Source organism: Acidovorax sp. NO-1, assembly GCF_000238595.1.
Taxonomy (GTDB): Bacteria; Pseudomonadota; Gammaproteobacteria; order Burkholderiales; family Burkholderiaceae_C; genus Acidovorax.
On record NZ_AGTS01000099.1, the window covers coordinates 1 to 17,226 of the forward strand.

Genomic DNA, 17,226 nt, shown 5'->3' on the forward strand with positions numbered 1-17,226 from the left:
AGGCTGTTTCTATTAATATTTCCAACTTCCAACTCCACGGTAGCGTTCACAGCAGCCCGCGCAATTCGCGGGCGGCCTCCTGCAGCAGCGGCAGCATGTCGCGCTGCAGGCTGCTCTCATCCACCTGCTTGGGCGACGCCACCACATTCAGCGCCGCCACCGTGTCGCCCTGCAGGTTGCGCAGGGGCACGGCCAGCGCGTGCACGCCCAGCTCGTGCTCTTCCACCGCCAGGCAATAGTCATCGCGCCGCACCTTGGCAACCACCTGCCGCAGCGGGCCGACCTGGGTGATGGTGTGGGGCGTGAGGCGGTGCAGTGAGCAGGCCTTGAGCCACGCAGTGAGTTGGGCAGGAGGCAATGCCGCCAGCAGCACGCGCCCCGTGGACGTGGGGTGCGCCGGCAGCCGCGCCCCCAGGTGCAGGCCATAGGCCAGCACGCGCGACGGCGTGCCGTACACCCCGCTGCGCGCCACGATCACCACCTCGTTGCCATCCAGTACCACGGCCGAAAACGACTGCTGGGTCTGCGCCGCCAGCCGGTTCAGCGTGGGCTGCAGCACGCGCGGCAGCCGGGCTGAGGCCAGGTAGCTGCCTGAAAACCGCAGCACCTTGGGCGCCAGCCAGAAGTAGCTGCCATCCGTCTCCAGATACCCCAGGTGCGCCAGCGTCAGCAGGTGCCGCCGCGCCGCAGCGCGCGTGAGACCCGTGCGCTGCGCGGCCAGCGTGGCATTGAGCCGCTGGCGCTCGGTGTCAAAACTCTCCAGCACGGCCATGCCCTTGGCCATGCCTTCGATGAAATCTGCCTTGGCGATGGGAAAGGTGGTCATGGTTTGCCTGGGGCGCCTGGGATCGGTAGCCTGGTCGAAGACTGGAGGTGAGCCGAGGCCATGGAAGATTGCGCGATGATCGCACATCAGATCCATCAATCGCACGATAGCGGCGCGGGCCGGGCTTCAATTGACATGGATCAACCTACGCTTGGCCCTGTTCCTTTACCGCTCTCTAACGCCTTTGTGAGGTTGTCCACCATGCGTACCCAGGTTGCCATCATCGGCGCAGGCCCCGCCGGTCTGCTGCTCGGCCAGTTGCTCTACAAATCCGGCATTGACGCCGTCATCATCGAACAGCGCAGCCCCGACTACGTGCTGGGCCGCATCCGCGCTGGCGTGCTGGAGCAGGTCAGCATGGACCTGCTGGACCAGGCTGGCGTTGGTGACCGTGCCCATGCCGAGGGGCTGCCCCACGATGGCATCGAACTGCTGTTCAAGGGCCAGCGCCACCGCATCGACCTGCACGAGCTGACCGGCGGCAGCCGCGTGACGGTGTATGGCCAGACCGAAGTGACGCGCGACCTGATGGACGCGCGCGCGGCAGAAGGCTTGACCACCGTGTACGACGCGCAGAACGTACAGGTGCACGACTTCGACAGCCAAAGCCCCCGCGTGGCCTACCAGAAGGACGGTCAGACGCACGAGCTGGCCTGTGACTTCATCGCAGGCTGCGACGGCTACCACGGCGTGTGCCGCGCCAGCGCCCCGGCCGATCTGCTCAAGACTTACGAACGTGTCTACCCCTTTGGCTGGCTGGGTGTGCTGGCCGATGTGCCGCCGGTGTCGCACGAACTGATTTACGCCAACACCGAGCGCGGCTTTGCGCTATGCAGCATGCGCAGCGCCACGCGCAGCCGCTACTACGTGCAGGTACCCAACACCGACAAGATCGACAACTGGACCCTCGACCAGTTCTGGACCGAGCTGGGCAACCGCCTGGACCCCGAGGCGCGCGCCAATCTGGTCACCGGCCCGGCGCTGGAGATGAGCATTGCCCCGCTGCGCAGCTTTGTGGCCGAACCCATGCGTTTTGGCCGCATGTTCCTGGCGGGCGATGCGGCCCACATCGTGCCGCCCACCGGCGCCAAGGGCCTGAACCTGGCCGCCAGCGACGTGGGCTATCTGTGGACCGCGCTGTCCGAGTTCTACAACGACAAATCAGCCGTTGGCATCGACACCTACTCCGAGCGCTGCCTGCGCCGCGTGTGGCGGGCAGAGCGCTTTTCGTGGTGGTTCACCTCGCTGATGCACCGCTTCCCCGAGACGGGCGAGTTCGGCCAGAAGATCCAGGAGGCCGAGCTGGACTACCTCGTCAACTCGCGTGCAGCCTCGGTGTCGCTGGCGGAGAACTATGTGGGCCTGCCGATGGACTTTGGACAGCGCAGCGAGCGCGACGACGCAGCAGCCTGAAAAACAAGCGACGCAAATGGACGAGCGGGCCCGGTACAAAGGACGCGCCCCATCGGTCACCACAACCGCTTGAGGCGCACGCTTCGGTTTCGTGGAATCGCCACACCGGCTGGGTCGACAAAGGCAGGCGCAGAGTCGCCGCGGGCAGGGCGGTGCGCGCCTCCCTTCAGCCTTCACGGCATCGTCATATCGGAGTGCGAACCTGTCTGGCTTTACCAGGACTCCAGCCCCATGAATCGCCCTCCCCGTTCCGACCGCCCATTGACCCACCTGCTGCGCCACGATGGCGCAGAAGACCCCTCCTCGGCCCCCGCCGATGTCGGCCGCCGAGTGTTTGTGCGCCAGCTCGCTCTCGGCGCCACGGCATTGGGCACATTGCCGCTGGCTGCCTGCGGTGGCAGTGATGATGACGCTCCCGCTGTCAGCTTTGTGCATGGTGTGGCCAGCGGCGACCCGCTCAGTGACCGCGTGATCCTGTGGACGCGCATCACGCCGCCCGGGGGCCACACGGCGGACATCCCGGTGCAATGGGAAGTTGCGACGGATGCGGCCTTCACCACCGTGGTGGCCAAAGGCCAGGCCACCGCCACTGCCGCCAAAGACTTCACCGTCAAGGTCGATGCCACTGGCCTCAAGCCCGCCACGGCCTACCACTACCGCTTCAAGGCCTATGCGGCCCAGTCGGCCGCGGCACGCACCCGCACGCTGCCCACCGGCAGCGTGGCACAGGTCAAGCTGGCAGTGTTCTCGTGCGCCAACTACCCGGCGGGTTACTTCAACGTGTACGCCGACGCCGCGCGCCGCAACGACCTCGATGCCACCGTGCACCTGGGCGACTACCTTTACGAATACGCGCGCGGAGGCTACGCCTCGGCCAGCGCCGCGCAGCTGGGCCGCCTGTCGCAACCCGCCACCGAAATCCTGTCGCTGGCCGACTACCGCCTGCGCCACGCGCAGTACAAGACCGACCCCGACCTGCAGGCCCTGCATGCCGCCGCCCCCATGATCGCCGTATGGGACGACCACGAGATCACCAACGACACCTGGGCCAACGGCGCCGAAAACCACCAGGCCGCCACCGAAGGCAGCTTTGCGGCGCGCAAGGCGGCAGCCCTGCAGGCCTACCACGAGTGGATGCCCACGCGCAATGCGCAGCCCGATCTTATCTACCGCAGCTTCAACTTTGGCAACCTGGTGGCGCTGCACATGCTCGACACGCGCCTGATCGGGCGCGACGAACAGGCCGACTACACCCGTTTCTTCACCGCCACCGGCTTTGACGCAGCAGGCTTTACCGCCGCCGTGGGCGCCCCCGCCCGCCAGATCCTGGGCAGCACGCAGAGCCAGTGGCTCCAGCAGCAAATGGCCGCATCCACCGCCACCTGGCAAGTGCTGGGCCAGCAGGTGCTGATGGGGCGCATGAACATTCCGGCGCCCATCCTCATCGAGACCATCCAGCCCGGCGCAGGCGTGACGGTGTCGCAATACGCAGCCATCATCGCCAAGGCCCAGACGGCCCCCGCCACGCTGACCGCCGCCGAAAAAGCCATCCTGGCCCAGCCCTCGATTCCGTACAACCTCGACGCCTGGGACGGCTACCAGGCTGCCCGCGAAACCGTGCTGGGCACGGCCCGCAGCCTGGGCAAGAACCTGGTGGTGCTGTCGGGCGACACGCACAACGCCTGGGCGAATGAACTGGCGGACATGGGTGGCAATGCGGTGGGCGTTGAATTCGCCACCTCGTCAGTGTCGTCGCCGGGCTTCGAGGAATACCTGCCCAAGGAGAACCCGGCCACGCTGGCGGGCGCGCTCCAGCAGCTGATCACGCCGCTCAAATACTGCGACACTTCGCGCCGGGGCTACATGGTGGTGACCGCCACCGCCACCGAATGCCGCGCCGACTGGGTGTATGTCAGCACCATCACCAGCCGCAACTACACCGCCAGCACCGACAAATCGCTCAAGGTGCTGGCCGGTGTCAGCGGGCGCGGTCGCATCGTGGCGGCCTGACCGCCATGTGCTCCGCGCAGGCGCGCAGACAACAAAAAAGCGGCCAAGGCCGCTTTTTTTCAGGGAGTGATGATCAGCACCCTGACATCAGTGGCGGAAATGCCGCACACCGCTGAAGACCATGGCCACGCCACGCTCGTTGGCGGCGTCGATCACTTCGTTGTCGCGCATCGAACCACCGGGTTGGATCACGCAGGTAGCGCCCGCATCGACCACCACGTCCAGACCATCGCGGAAGGGGAAGAACGCGTCGCTCGCCACGACCGTGCCTTGCAAGGTCAGGCCTGCGTGGCCTGCCTTGATGCTGGCGATGCGGGCCGAGTCCAGGCGGCTCATCTGGCCCGCACCAACGCCCATGGTCATGCCGCCCTTGCAGAAGACGATGGCGTTGCTCTTGACGTACTTGGCGACCTTCCAGGCGAACAGCAGGTCTTCCATTTCTTCCAGCGTGGGCTGCTTCTGGGTCACGACTTTCAGGTCGATGAGAGACAGCTCGTGGTTGTCAGCGGTCTGAAGCAGCAGGCCCGAGCCGATGCGCTTGGCGTCCATGGCGTTGCGGCCGCGTTCCCAGTCCGTCTTGCCGCCATGCGCGGGCAAGGCAATTTTGAGCAGGCGCACATTGGCCTTGGCCTTGAAGATCTCTAGCGCCTCGGCCGTGAAGTCGGGGGCCATCAGCACCTCGACAAACTGTTTGCTCACCTGGGCCGCAGCCTGGCCGTCCACCACGCGGTTGAACGCGATGATGCCGCCGAAGGCGCTGGTGGGGTCGGTCTGGAAGGCCTTGCTGTAGGCGCTGAGCGCATCCAGTCCCACGGCCACGCCGCAGGGGTTGGCGTGCTTGACGATCACGCAGGCAGCGGCTTCAAAGCTCTTCACGCATTCCCACGCCGCGTCGGCATCGGCGATGTTGTTGTAGCTCAGTTCCTTGCCCTGCAGCTGCACACCGGTGACCAGCGAGCCGGGCGCGGGGTGCAGGTCGCGGTACAGGGCGGCTTGCTGGTGGCTGTTTTCGCCATAGCGCAGGTCCTGCACCTTGGTGAAGATGCCGTTGCTCTGGCCGGGGAACTGGGTACGCGTGGGCACGTAGGTTTCCGACAGTTTTTCTTCTTCGAACGTGACGGAGGAGAGGTAGTCGCTGATGGCCCCGTCGTACTGCGCGATGCGGTTGAACGCGGCCACCGACAGCGCAAAGCGCAGCTTGTCGGACAGCTTGCCGCCCGCTTTCAATTCAGCCAGCACGGCCTCGTACTGGTCGGCCGAGGTGATCACGCCCACGTCCTTCCAGTTCTTGGCGGCGCTGCGCACCATGGCGGGGCCGCCGATGTCGATGTTCTCGATGGCGTCGGCCAGCGTGCAACCGGCCTTGGCCACGGTGGCTTCAAAGGGGTAGAGGTTGACCACCAGCAGGTCGATGGTGTCGATGCCGTGTTCCTTCAACGCCGCCATGTGTTCGGGCAGCTCACGGCGCGCCAGCAGGCCGCCGTGCACCTTGGGGTGCAGTGTCTTCACGCGGCCGTCGAGCATCTCGGGGAACTGGGTGACCTCGGCCACTTCGGTCACGGGCAGGCCCTTGTCGGCCAGCAGCTTGGCGGTGCCGCCGGTGGACAGGAGCTTGACGCCCAGCGCATGCAGCGCTTGGGCGAATTCGACGATGCCGGTCTTATCGGAGACGGAGAGGAGTGCGTTCATGGCAATGGTGGTGCGGAGGTTTTGAATAAAAACAGGCCCCAGCGCTTATCCATCAAGCGCTAGCAGCTATAAATTTAATAGTATTGAGCCCGCGGATGCTAGAGCAGCTTGTGCTCGACCAGCTTCTTGCGCAGGGTGTTGCGGTTCAGTCCCAGCCATTCGGCGGCACGCGACTGGTTGTTTTCGGCCTGCTGCATCACGACTTCCAGCAGCGGCCTTTCGACCACCCGCACCAGCATGTCGTACATGCCATCGGGCGTCTCGCCGCCCAGGTCGCGAAAGTAGCCCTGCAGGCTCTCGCGCACGCATTCCTCAATGTGTTTCTTGCTCATGCAGCCATTCCCTCTTGTTCTTCTGAGTCAGCGTCCACGCCGGTGGCGGCGGGCAGCCGGTCCATCTGCTGCCCCAGGGCATCCAGGTGGTCGGCCACGGCCTGCCACTGCGTGGCGCTGTCTTCGATCGTATTGATGTGTTGCCTGAAGGCCTCGCCGCCCGGCAGCGCGCGCAGGTACCAGGCAATGTGCTTGCGCGCACTGCGCACGCCGGTCAGCTCGCCATACAGGCTGTAGTGGTCTTGCAGGTGGTCCAGCAGCAGGCGCCGCACCTCGGCCACCAGCGGTGGTGCCAGGTGTTCGCCCGTGGCCAGAAAGTGGCCGATCTCGCGGAAGATCCACGGCCGGCCCTGGGCAGCGCGGCCGATCATGATCGCGTCGGCGCCGGTGGCGGCCAGTACATCGCGCGCCTTTTCGGGCGAGGTGATGTCGCCGTTGGCCACCACGGGCACCTTCACCGCCGCCTTGACGGCAGCGATGGTGTCGTACTCCGCATGGCCCTTGTAGCCCTGCTCGCGCGTGCGGCCGTGCACGGTGAGCATCTGGATGCCCACGCTTTCAAACTGCCGCGCCAATGCCACGGCGTTCTTGTGCTCCTGGCACCAGCCGGTGCGCATCTTCAGTGTGACGGGCACATTAAAACGCGCGCAGGCCTCGACCACCGCAGCGGCAATCTCCACCGCCAGCGCCTCGTTCTGCATCAGGGCGGAGCCCGCCCATTTGTTGCACACCTTCTTGGCCGGGCAGCCCATGTTGATGTCGATGATCTGCGCGCCGCGTTCCACGTTGTAGACCGCAGCCTCGGCCATCATCGGCGCATCGGTGCCGGCGATCTGCACGGCAATGGGCCCCGGCTCCCCGTCATGGTTGGCCCGGCGCGAGGTCTTGAGGCTGTTCCACAAATCCTTGCGCGAGGTCACCATCTCGCTCACCGCATAGCCCGCGCCCAGCGCCTTGCACAGCTGGCGAAACGGCCGGTCGGTGACGCCCGCCATCGGGGCGACGAACAGGCGGTTCGCCAAAGGAATGTGGCCGATGTGCATGGGCGGAGTGAAAGGCGGGCGCAGCAGATGCTGAAAAAGGAGGCAGGATTGTACCTGCTCAAAATTTCAGCAGTTGAAATGATCCGCGCGCGTGCTGCAGGGGCTGCCCGCCCTGTCAGCCACCCTCAACGGCCAGTGGTTAACCCGGTGTCAGCGGGACGCAATGTCGGTCGCCACCACGGCAGGTGACGTCGCGCCGCGCTGTGCGAAATGCCACCAGGCGTCTTGCAGGTTGCGGAAATCGTGGCGCGCCATCAGTGTGTAAAGCCACTGGCGGTTGTACTGCACGTCGGGAGAGAAACCCTTGGCGCCCGGTTGGGCACCGGCCAGCGAAACGCCTGCCGGCGTGCCCATGTCCACATCATGACCATCGGCCAGAGGGCCACGCACCACTTTGCTGGCTTTCATGCCGTCCACGACGCGTACCTGTACCACCCAGGCTCCGCTGACCGCGTTGCACTTGGCAGTCAGGGCCATGCCTTGCTGCTGCAACTCGTGGCCGATACGGTGCAATGCGGCGTCCGTGGCCGGGGTGCTCTGGCAGGGCGCCGAGTCCAGGCCGCGCACTGGCTGGCCCAACCCGGCCACGGTGTCGGTCGACGCAGCCGCCTGCACGCCGCTCAGACTTGCCGCCAACAATGCAACCACAGCGGCGCTGCAGCGTGCAGCGCGGGCAACCCGTGTACGGTGGGTGTGGAGTGTCTGCAGGTTCGAACGGAGCTGGGTCTGTGATGGCATGGGGCCTCCCGTGGATTGCGTTCAGGGGTCTTGTTGCTCCACGATACAAATGCGGGCTGCAGGCGCCCATGCGTGCATTGCGCACACCGATGTAGGACAGCTCCCTGAGCGGCCGCAGCACAAGCCGGGCGGCCCTACACTCGCCGCCTATGGAAATCTGGATGCACCAGCTGCTGGAATGGCTCGCCCTGCCCCAATTCGGCCTGGGCACGGTCTTTATCGTGTCGTTTGTCTCGGCCACGCTGTTGCCAGTGGGCTCGGAGGCTGCGGTGTTTGGCCTGATCAAGCTCAACCCCGACCTTTTCTGGCCCGCCATTGGTGTTGCCACTCTGGGCAACACCCTGGGCGGCGGCGTGAGCTGGTGGATGGGCCTGGGGGCGCACCGCGCCTGGGATGCGGCACGGCGACACCGCCGTTTGAACCACCCCACCGGCACTGATGCCAAACCGGCGCGCGAGCTCAGCCGCACCGAGCGCCGCGCGCGCGTCTGGCTGCGCAAATGGGGGGCCAAGACCTGCCTGCTGAGCTGGCTGCCCGTGGTGGGCGACCCGCTGTGCGCCGTGGCGGGTTGGCTGCATCTGCCGTTCTGGCCCTGCCTGGCCTACATGGCGGTGGGCAAGTTCTTTCGCTACCTCGTCATGACCACCGTGCTGCTGCACTTCATGCCGGGGCAACTGGCGATGTAGCCGGCATGCTGCCATCGGCGCACGGCAGCAGCACATTCCAGTTCACCGGCCGGGTGGTGTCCACATGCACCGTCAGCGCCTCTTCGGCGGGCAAGAGCGGCTGGGCCGCAGCCCATTGCGACTCCAGCACCTGCACCGAGGCTTCCGATGCATCGCCACCCGCCAGCTGGCGGCTGCGCACCCGCTCGCGCAGCACCGCCAGGGGCGCCTCGAACGACAGGATGCGGCATGGCACCTGCGCCTGCGCCGCCAGTGCCATGAAGCGCTGGCGCATGGCGGGGTTCAGGAACGTGGCGTCCACCAGCACGGTGAAGCCCGCCTCCAGGGCACGACGGGCTGCCTGCGCCAGGGCTTCGTGGGTGCGCTGCGAGGCCTCGGCCGTGTAGATGCCACCCGGCACGGCCGCGCTGGACGCCTGCGGCGCCAGGCCGAACAGCCGCTTGCGCTCCACATCGGCGCGCACGCGCACCACGCCGCGCTCGGCAATCAACGTCTGCGACTGCGTGCTCTTGCCCGCGCCCGAGAACCCATGCGCCAGCCACAGTTCGACCGTGCGGGGCTGAATAAAGCGCAGCGCCAGCGCCAGATAGCGCTGCAGCTCCCGCAGGCTGGCCGCGTGCTCGTCGCCCCCACCCTCACCCTCCACCTGCGCAAGCCGCAGGCCCGCCACGCGAGCGCGCACCAGGGCCCGGTACACGCGGTAATACTGCAGCACCTGCAGACCGGCGTAGTCGCCCGTGTGCTCCAGCCAGGCATTCAGAAAACGCCAAGCCAGGTCGGCGCGGCCACGCGCTTCCAGGTCCATGGCCAGAAAGGCAATGTCGGGCACGCAATCGATCCAGCGCAACGCCGGGTTGAACTCGATCGCATCGAACAGCTGCGGCTGACCGTCGATCAGCACCAGATTGGCCAGGTGCAGGTCGCCATGGCATTCGCGCACCCGCCCGGACTGCAGGCGCTGCGCAAACACCGGCCCCAGCGCAGTGCCTTGCGCGCCACACCACTGCGCCAGCTGCCGCAGCGCGGGGCCCATGTCGGGCACCCACTGCGCCACCAGCGGCTGCAGCGCCGCCAGGCAATCCTGCACCGGCGCCACGACGGCCTGTGCGGTGCCCCAGCTCTGCTCGGCAGGGGCCACCGCCGCGCCGGCATGGAACTGCGCGACCTGCTGCGCCAGAGCGTCGATGTGGCTGGGCAGCAGGCGCTGCTGCTCCAGCAGGTGGCTCAGCAGCGCCTCCTGCGCAAAGCGGCGCATGCGCACGGCGGGCTCCGCGTCGGCCGGGGCCATTTCGGCGGGCTGCAACTGTAGACAGCCCGCCTGGCCGCTCAGCGCCACCAGCCCCAGGTACAGCGCCGGCGCGGTGCGGCGGTTGATGCGCAGCTCTTCCTCGCAGGCGGCGCGCCGCAACGCGGGGGTGCTGAAGTCCAGAAAATCCAGTTTCAGCGGCTTCTTGAGCTTGTAGACAAAGTCGCCTGCCAGCAGCAGCCAGGAGATATGGGTTTCGATCCACTCGACAGCGCCGACCGGATGGTCAAAGGCCTCGGGGCTGCGCTGCAACTGGCGCAGGCGCTGCTCGGCGGCGGCATAGGCTTCAACCAGGGATTCAGGGGCCATGGGCCAACACTCCGTCAGGGGGTGCGCACCTTGACCCGGGCACCGTCGGTCAGCGCAGCGGGCGGGTACACCACCACCTGCGCGCCCGCTTGCAGCCCCTCTTTCACCCAGGCGTGGGTGCTACCACGCGCCTCCAGCACCACCGGCGTGCGCCGTGCCCGGCCACCCTCGACCACAAACACGGCCATGCGCGGCGCGGCAGCTTCCGCCATGGGGGCCGATGCGGCGCCGTCGCTGACAGGCAGCGGGAACAGCGCGCTCACCGACACCAGCGTGGCGTCCGGCGCCTCGCGGGTGAGCACACGCGCCACCACGCGGTAGCCGTCGCCCAGTGCGGCCCACTGCGCGGGCGGGCTGGTCAGGTCAATCAGCACGTTGACCCGCTGCTCTTCCACGCCCAACGCCGACACCTTGGTGAACGCGACCGGCTCCACGCTGCGCACGCGCCCCTGCAACACGCCCGGCCCGCCCCAGCGCTCGATGCGCACGGGGCTGCCCGGGCGCACCTGCAGCGCATCGGTGGACAGCAGCGGGGCCACCACTTCGAGCTGCGCGGTGTCGCCCACCTCGACCAGCACGGTGCCCAGCGCCACCACGCCCTCGCTGGCCTGCGCCACGCGCAGCACGCGGCCGGCCACGGGGGCCAGCACCTCGAAGGCCTTGCCGGCCGGAGCGCCGCCGGGACGCTCTACCACATCGAGCGCCGCACGGGCCTGGGCCAGATCGGCGCGGGCCACCTGCTGGTCCTGCACCGCGGCGTCGGTGTCTCTTTCGGCGGCCTGCAGCGCCAGGCGCTCGGTATCGAGCCGCGTCGGGGCCACAAAGCCCTGCTGGGCCAGCTGTTCACTGCGCCGCAGGTCGTTGCGGGCCTGCGCCTGCGCCACCCGGCTGCGTTCGATGCGCACGGCTGCGCGCTGCACATTGGCCTGTGCGGCAGTGACGCGTGCCTGCTGCTCGCGCAGGCTGCGCTCGTCGAGCAAGGCGGGCATGGCGGGGGTGATGCGCGCCACCACGTCACCCGCCTGCACCGCATCGCCCTCACGCAGCGCAATGCGCGCCAGCCGCCCGGCCAGGGGGGCCGAGATGCTGTAGCGGTCGCGCAGGCGGGTCTTCGCGTCTTCATCGATGCCCGCCTCGAAGCGCCCCTGCACCACGCCAGCCGCCTCCACCGGCAGCGGCCGGGGCGCAAACGCCCACACCAGCAGTGCACCCAGCACCACCAGCGCACCCCCAGCCAGCATCAACGTTTTCTTTTGCATTGCCATATCCCTGTTGCTTGCATTGTTCGCCTTGTTCGCCGCCGCCTATTCGCGCGTCTTGAGCGCTCCCACCATGTCCAGCCGGTCGATCTGCCGGCGCACCACCAGGGCGCTGGCCAGGCCGGCTGCCACCACGCACAGGCCCGCCCAGGCATAGGTGCGCGCACTGATGACCACCGGGAACAGAAACTGGTCGTTCTTGAGCAGTTCCACCAGCAGGTGCACCAGCCCCCAGCCCATGCACATTCCCAGCGGCAGCGCCAGCGCGATGCCAATCGCCAGTTCGCCCAGCAGCAGCGCCGACACTTCGCCCCGCGTAAATCCCAGCACGCGCAGGCTGGCCAGCTCCCAGGTGCGCTCGGCCAGCGCAATGCGGGCGTTGTTGTAGACCACGCCCACCGCGATCACGGCCGCAAACAGCGTGAGGATGGTGCTCATGATGCGCACATTGCGCGCGCTCACATCCTGCATGTTGCGCAGCAGCGTGGCCTTGCTGAAGGCGCCCGCCACCACCGGCAGGGCCTTGGTGGCCGCCAGAAAGCGCGCCTCCGAGCCCGGCTCCAGCGCCACGTCGAACTGCGAGGCCACATCGCCCTCTTGCAGCCAGCGGTTGAGCACGTCACGCTGCACATACGCGTTCAGTCCCATCATTTCGCGCACGGTGGCCTGCACCGGCACCTGCAGCGTGCGCTGGCGGCCCTCCAGCACCTCCAGGCGCACCATGTCGCCCACGCGCACGCCGAGTTTGTCGGCCAGGCGGTCGGTGAGCAGCAGGCCGGCATCGGGCACGGGGCTTTGCCGGCCATCCACGTCGATCACGCGCAAGATCTGCGCACCCGGTGCCACGCCTTGCAGCCCCACCCGCTCGCTGCGGTGGCCATAGGCCATGCGCACGGCCACGCTGCGCGTGGGCTCCACGCCCGTGACCCCGGGCAGGCGCGCCAGCTGCAGGCGGGCCAGGGCATCCACCGGCTCGGCCATCCACACGTTCACGTCGCTGCGCATCGCCAGGTGAAAAGTGGTGTCCACGATGTGATCGATGGCATCGCGAAAGAAGTTGCCCATGACCACAATGGCCACCGCCGCCGCCGTGCCACCAATGGTGAGCGTGGTGCGCAGGGGCTTGCGCTCCATGTTGCGCAGGATCATGCGCAGCCCGGCCGGTATGCGGCGCACGCCCAGGCGCTCCAACACCGTGCGGCGGTACTGGCCCGGCGCCGGCGGGCGCATGGCCTCTGCCGGAGCCAGGCGCACGGTGGCCCCGATGGCGCTGAGCGTGCCCAGCAGCGCGGTACCGCCCGTCACACCTGCACCCACCAGAATCAGCCACGGCGCGATGCGGTGTTCGAACACCGGAAAAAAGAAGAACTCGGCGTACAAGCCGGTCAGCATCGTGCCCAGCCAGTAGCCCAGCGCCACGCCCAGTGCCAGCCCCACCACCACGATCACGGCCACCAGCTTGAGGTAATGCCCGGCAATGGCCGCATTGGCATAGCCCAGCGCCTTGAGTGCGGCAATTTGCTCACGCTGCGTGGCCACCAGGCGCGAGAGCACCACATGCAGCAAAAAGGCCGCCACGGCCAGAAAGATGGCGGGCAGCAAGGTGCCCATCACGCGCTGCTCCTTGATCTCGTTGTCGAGCATGGAGTGCGATGCCTGGTCCTCGCGGCCGCGGGCGTCGCGACCGCCATAGGGCGCCAGCAGGCGCGAGAGGCCATCGAGCACGGCGGGCTCTGACGCCTGCGGCGCCAGCTTGACGGCGACGCGGTTGAATGCGCCCTGCATGTCGTAGGCTGCGGCCAATGCCTCGCGGTCCACCCAGAACACGCCAAAGCCGCGAAGGTCGGGCATGCCCGCCAGGCCCGCAAAGATGTATTCGGGCGACAGCGCCGTGCCCACGATGCGCAGCGTGCGGCGCTTGCCATTGACCAGCGCAATCAGCTCGTCGCCCGGGTGCAGCCCGCGCACGCGGGCAAAGCCTTCGGACACCAGCGCATCGATGGCGCTGTCGCTGCGGCCCTGCCCCGCGCCGGGCGGGGCCAGGGCACGCCCGCTGCGCACCGTGACCTGGTTCATGCGCGGCGGCTGGCGCAGGTCCACGCCAATGAGCTGGCCAATGATGGGATCGACCAACCCGGCGATTTCCACACGCACCACCTGCTCCACCGTCACCTGCACATCGGCCACGCCGCGCAACACCTCGGCCAGCGCCAGCGGCGCACGCTTGACGGCGGCAAACGCATCGGCAAAGTGGCCCTGGGCATAAAACTGGTCGCGCGCCAGCGCCAGCGAATCCACCGCCGACAAGGTGGTGATGAAGCCCCCCAGGCCGCTGGCCACCACCAGCGCGATGGTGAGCGCCTGGCTCCACATGCGGCGAAGGTCGCGCAGCAGTTTGCGGTCGAGGGCTTTCATCCTGTTGTGCCGCGGTGGATCAGCGAACCCCCAGCAGCGCACGAGCGCGCGGGCGATTTTTGGCGTGTCACCACGACAGCTCCGAAGGCGAGAGCCGGTGTGCGTTGCGCTCGATGCGTGCGATGGTGCCGTCCACCAGGTACACCACGCGGTCGGCCATGGCAGCGATGGCCGCGTTGTGCGTGATGACCACGGCCGTGGTGCCCAGCTCGGCATTGATGCGGGCGATCACCTCCAGCACCATCTTGCCGGTCTGGTAGTCGAGTGCGCCGGTGGGCTCGTCGCACAGCAGCACATCGGGGCGCTTGACGATGGCGCGGGCAATCGCCACGCGCTGCTGCTCACCGCCCGACAGCTGCGCCGGAAAGTGGTGCTGCCGCGGCGTCAGGCCCACCAGGCCAATCGCCTCGTCGATGGGCATGGGGTGCGGTGCGATGTCGGTGACCAGGGCCACGTTTTCGCGCACCGTCAGGCTGGGGATCAGGTTGTAGAACTGAAAAACAAAACCCACATGCTCGCGCCGGTAGGCGGTGAGCTCACTCTCGCTGGCGCCACTGAGGGCGTGGTCGGCAAAACGCACCTCGCCACTGGTGGGCACATCCAGCCCGCCCAGGATGTTGAGCAGCGTGGATTTGCCGCTGCCCGAGGCACCCAGCAGCACCACGAACTCGCCGCGCACGATGTCGAGATTGACACCGTGCAGCGCGCGCACCTGCACCTCCCCGGTCTGGTAGGTCTTGCAAAGATCGCGTGCATGGAACACCACGTCGGCAGCGGGCAGGGCCGGGGGGTGAGCAACAAGGGCTTCGGGCATCGGAGGCAGCGCAGTGCGCCGGGCGTGAGAACGACGCCAACCAGTGTGGGCGCAGCTTGATGCATGTCAACTGTGCTGGATCAAGCAAAACGCACAAAGGGCCGTCGCGGGCACGCCGGGATTGCAGCTGGCCGAAACGCATCCGCCTCCGTAGCCGGTACCCCGGCCAAGAAACGCTACTGAAAACATAGCTTTCAGCGCTTTACCCATAAGCGCCAGATGCCATTTCGACTGGTATTTTCAGCCCCGACTACCCCCGCCAAGCCGCACTGACGCGCTGGCGCCGCCCCGGTGCGCCCACCACCCCTCCACGCTGTACACCAGCAGAGCCGTCCAGATCAGTACAAAGCCCACCAGGCGTGCTGGCTCGAAGGGTTCGCGGAACAGCCAGACCCCCAACGCAAATTGCAGACTGGGCGAGATGTACTGGAGGATGCCCATGGTGGCCAAAGGAATCCGGCGCGCACCCGCGGCAAACAGCAACAGGGGCACCGCCGTCAGGGGGCCAGCCACCAGCAGCCAGCCCACGGTGGCGGCATCCCCGTGCACCAGCGCACCCTGCCCCTGCGACGCCCAGACACCCAGGGCCACCACCGCCACCGGCGCCAGCACCAGGGTCTCCAGCGCCAAGCCTTCCAGCGCCCCCAGCGTGGCCACCTTGCGCAGCAGGCCGTAAAAGCCAAAGCTCAGTGCCAGCACCAGCGCAATCCAGGGCACGCGGCCGGTCTGCACCGCCAGCCACAGCACGCCCGACGCTGCCACCGCCACGGCCAGCCACTGCCCGGGGCGCGGCCGTTCGTGCAGAAACACAAAACCCAGCGCCACATTCACCAGCGGCAGGATGAAATACCCCAGGCTGGCGTCCACCACGTGCTGGTTCTGCACCGCCCAGACATAGGTGAGCCAGTTGCCCGACAGCAGCAGCGCCGACACCACAAATGCCCCCAGCACCCTGGGCTGACCCCACAGCGCGCGCATCCAGCCCCACTGGCTGCGCACCGCCAGCACCGCGAACACAAACACCAGCGACCACACGGTGCGGTGGGCCACCACCTCCAGCGCGGGTACCTGGGCCACCTGCCGGAAATACAGCGGGAACAGGCCCCAAGCCATGTAGGCAAGGGCTGCATAGACGATTCCTGGGTTCATAGCGTGAGAAGTAGAGCGCAACCGGCCATGCGGGTAGCTCGGCCTGGGACACGACGGCAGAAAAAATCCCTGCAGCGCGAGACGGTGCAGGGATGGAGGGCGAATGCACGGGCGAGGGGCAAGGCCCCACCGGGTCAGACGTTGAACAGGAAGTTCAGCACATCTCCGTCTTTCACCACGTATTCCTTGCCTTCAGCACGCATCTTGCCGGCATCCTTCGCGCCCTGCTCGCCCTTGTAGGCAATGAAATCGTCGAACGCAATGGTCTGCGCGCGGATGAAACCGCGTTCAAAGTCACCGTGGATCACGCCTGCGGCCTGGGGCGCAGTGTCCCCGATGTGGATGGTCCAGGCGCGCACTTCCTTCACGCCGGCGGTGAAGTAGGTCTGCAAGCCCAGCAGCTTGAAGGCACCCCGGATCAGGCGGGCCAGGCCCGGTTCGGTCTGCCCCATCTCGGCCAGGAACATGTCGCGGTCTTCGTCGCTCATCTCAGCCATTTCGGCTTCCATCTTGGCGCAAATCGCTACCACAGGGGCGTTCTGGCTGGCGGCGTATTCCTTCAGGCGATCCAGGAAAGGGTTGTTCTCGAAACCGTCTTCGCTCACATTGCCGACAAACATGGCCGGTTTGGCGGTGATCAGGCACAGGGACTTGAGCAGGGGCTGCTCTTCCTTGGTGACTTCCACGGAGCGGGCAGGCTTGCCTTCGTTCAGCGCAGCCTGGATGCGCGTGAGCAGGGCCACCAGCTTGGCAGCGTCCTTGTCGTTGCCGGATTTGGCGGCCTTGGTGTAGCGGTTGAGCGCCTTCTCGACGGTACCCATGTCGGCCAGGCACAGTTCGGTCTGAATGACCTCGATATCGGAGATCGGGTCTACCTTGCCCGCAACGTGGATCACGTTGTCGTCTTCAAAGCAGCGCACCACGTTGACGATGGCGTCGGTTTCACGGATGTGGGCCAGAAACTGGTTGCCCAGGCCTTCGCCCTGGCTGGCACCGGCCACCAGGCCGGCAATGTCCACAAACTCGACGATGGCAGGCACGATGCGCTCTGGCGAGATGATCTCGGCGAGTTGCTGCAGGCGCGGGTCGGGCACTTCCACCACGCCCACATTGGGCTCGATGGTGCAGAAAGGGTAGTTCTCGGCGGCAATGCCAGCCTTGGTCAGCGCGTTGAAGAGGGTGGACTTGCCGACGTTGGGCAGGCCCACGATGCCGCATTGGAGGCTCATGGCAGGGC

General features: G+C 67.1%; 14 protein-coding genes. 3 read left to right on the forward strand and 11 right to left on the reverse strand.

Translation table 11 applies throughout. The annotated features are described in order from the left end of the window. Nucleotides 1-46: 46 nt before the first annotated feature. Nucleotides 47-826: an IclR family transcriptional regulator C-terminal domain-containing protein gene (locus KYG_RS15680; RefSeq protein ID WP_008905907.1), complete on the reverse strand. Its 780-nt coding sequence runs from the start codon at nt 824-826 to the stop codon at nt 47-49. A 201-nt stretch (nt 827-1,027) separates the two neighbouring features. Here KYG_RS15680 and pobA point away from each other — a divergent pair, with 201 nt between their 5' ends. Both pobA and KYG_RS15690 read left to right on the forward strand, forming a co-directional pair. Beyond that, nucleotides 1,028-2,239: a 4-hydroxybenzoate 3-monooxygenase gene (gene pobA / locus KYG_RS15685; RefSeq protein ID WP_008905908.1), complete on the forward strand. Its 1,212-nt coding sequence runs from the start codon at nt 1,028-1,030 to the stop codon at nt 2,237-2,239. 231 nt (nt 2,240-2,470) lie between these two features. Then, a complete protein-coding gene (locus KYG_RS15690; protein WP_008905909.1) occupies nt 2,471-4,249 on the forward strand; it encodes an alkaline phosphatase in 1,779 nt (592 codons plus the stop codon). Nucleotides 4,250-4,336: 87 nt separating this feature from the next. On the opposite strand, the gene purH is transcribed toward KYG_RS15690, so the two are convergent. From purH to KYG_RS24495, 4 genes are all read right to left on the reverse strand, one after another. Then, nucleotides 4,337-5,944, reverse strand: a complete 1,608-nt coding sequence (gene purH / locus KYG_RS15695; RefSeq protein ID WP_192810333.1) for a bifunctional phosphoribosylaminoimidazolecarboxamide formyltransferase/IMP cyclohydrolase — start codon at nt 5,942-5,944, stop codon at nt 4,337-4,339. 92 nt (nt 5,945-6,036) lie between these two features. Then, nucleotides 6,037-6,270 carry a Fis family transcriptional regulator gene (locus tag KYG_RS15700; protein WP_007853190.1) on the reverse strand — a complete coding sequence of 78 codons (234 nt, stop codon included), beginning with the start codon at nt 6,268-6,270 and terminating at the stop codon, nt 6,037-6,039. Next, nucleotides 6,267-7,313 carry a tRNA dihydrouridine synthase DusB gene (dusB, locus tag KYG_RS15705; protein ID WP_008905911.1) on the reverse strand — a complete coding sequence of 349 codons (1,047 nt, stop codon included), beginning with the start codon at nt 7,311-7,313 and terminating at the stop codon, nt 6,267-6,269. Before dusB ends, KYG_RS15700 begins: the two co-directional genes overlap by 4 nt. Nucleotides 7,314-7,463: 150 nt before the next feature. Then, a complete protein-coding gene (locus tag KYG_RS24495; RefSeq protein ID WP_139019401.1) occupies nt 7,464-8,051 on the reverse strand; it encodes a M15 family metallopeptidase in 588 nt (195 codons plus the stop codon). A gap of 161 nt (nt 8,052-8,212) precedes the next feature. Here KYG_RS24495 and KYG_RS15715 point away from each other — a divergent pair, with 161 nt between their 5' ends. Further along, a complete protein-coding gene (locus tag KYG_RS15715; protein WP_008905913.1) occupies nt 8,213-8,737 on the forward strand; it encodes a YqaA family protein in 525 nt (174 codons plus the stop codon). On the opposite strand, the gene KYG_RS15720 is transcribed toward KYG_RS15715, so the two are convergent. From KYG_RS15720 to ychF, 6 genes are all read right to left on the reverse strand, one after another. Further along, complete coding sequence (locus KYG_RS15720; RefSeq protein WP_008905914.1) at nt 8,712-10,352, reverse strand: bifunctional aminoglycoside phosphotransferase/ATP-binding protein; 1,641 nt, start codon at nt 10,350-10,352, stop codon at nt 8,712-8,714. The genes KYG_RS15715 and KYG_RS15720 overlap by 26 nt on opposite strands. A gap of 14 nt (nt 10,353-10,366) precedes the next feature. Beyond that, nucleotides 10,367-11,611, reverse strand: a complete 1,245-nt coding sequence (locus tag KYG_RS15725; RefSeq protein WP_034694950.1) for an efflux RND transporter periplasmic adaptor subunit — start codon at nt 11,609-11,611, stop codon at nt 10,367-10,369. 45 nt (nt 11,612-11,656) lie between these two features. Next, a complete protein-coding gene (locus tag KYG_RS15730; RefSeq protein WP_008905916.1) occupies nt 11,657-14,026 on the reverse strand; it encodes an FtsX-like permease family protein in 2,370 nt (789 codons plus the stop codon). 67 nt (nt 14,027-14,093) lie between these two features. Beyond that, nucleotides 14,094-14,840, reverse strand: a complete 747-nt coding sequence (locus KYG_RS15735) for an ABC transporter ATP-binding protein (protein ID WP_008905917.1) — start codon at nt 14,838-14,840, stop codon at nt 14,094-14,096. Nucleotides 14,841-15,080: 240 nt separating this feature from the next. Next, complete coding sequence (gene rarD / locus KYG_RS15740; protein ID WP_034694952.1) at nt 15,081-15,989, reverse strand: EamA family transporter RarD; 909 nt, start codon at nt 15,987-15,989, stop codon at nt 15,081-15,083. 134 nt (nt 15,990-16,123) lie between these two features. Beyond that, entirely contained in the window at nt 16,124-17,218 is a 1,095-nt protein-coding gene (gene ychF / locus KYG_RS15745) for a redox-regulated ATPase YchF (RefSeq protein WP_008905919.1), read from the reverse strand. Nucleotides 17,219-17,226 lie beyond the last annotated feature (8 nt).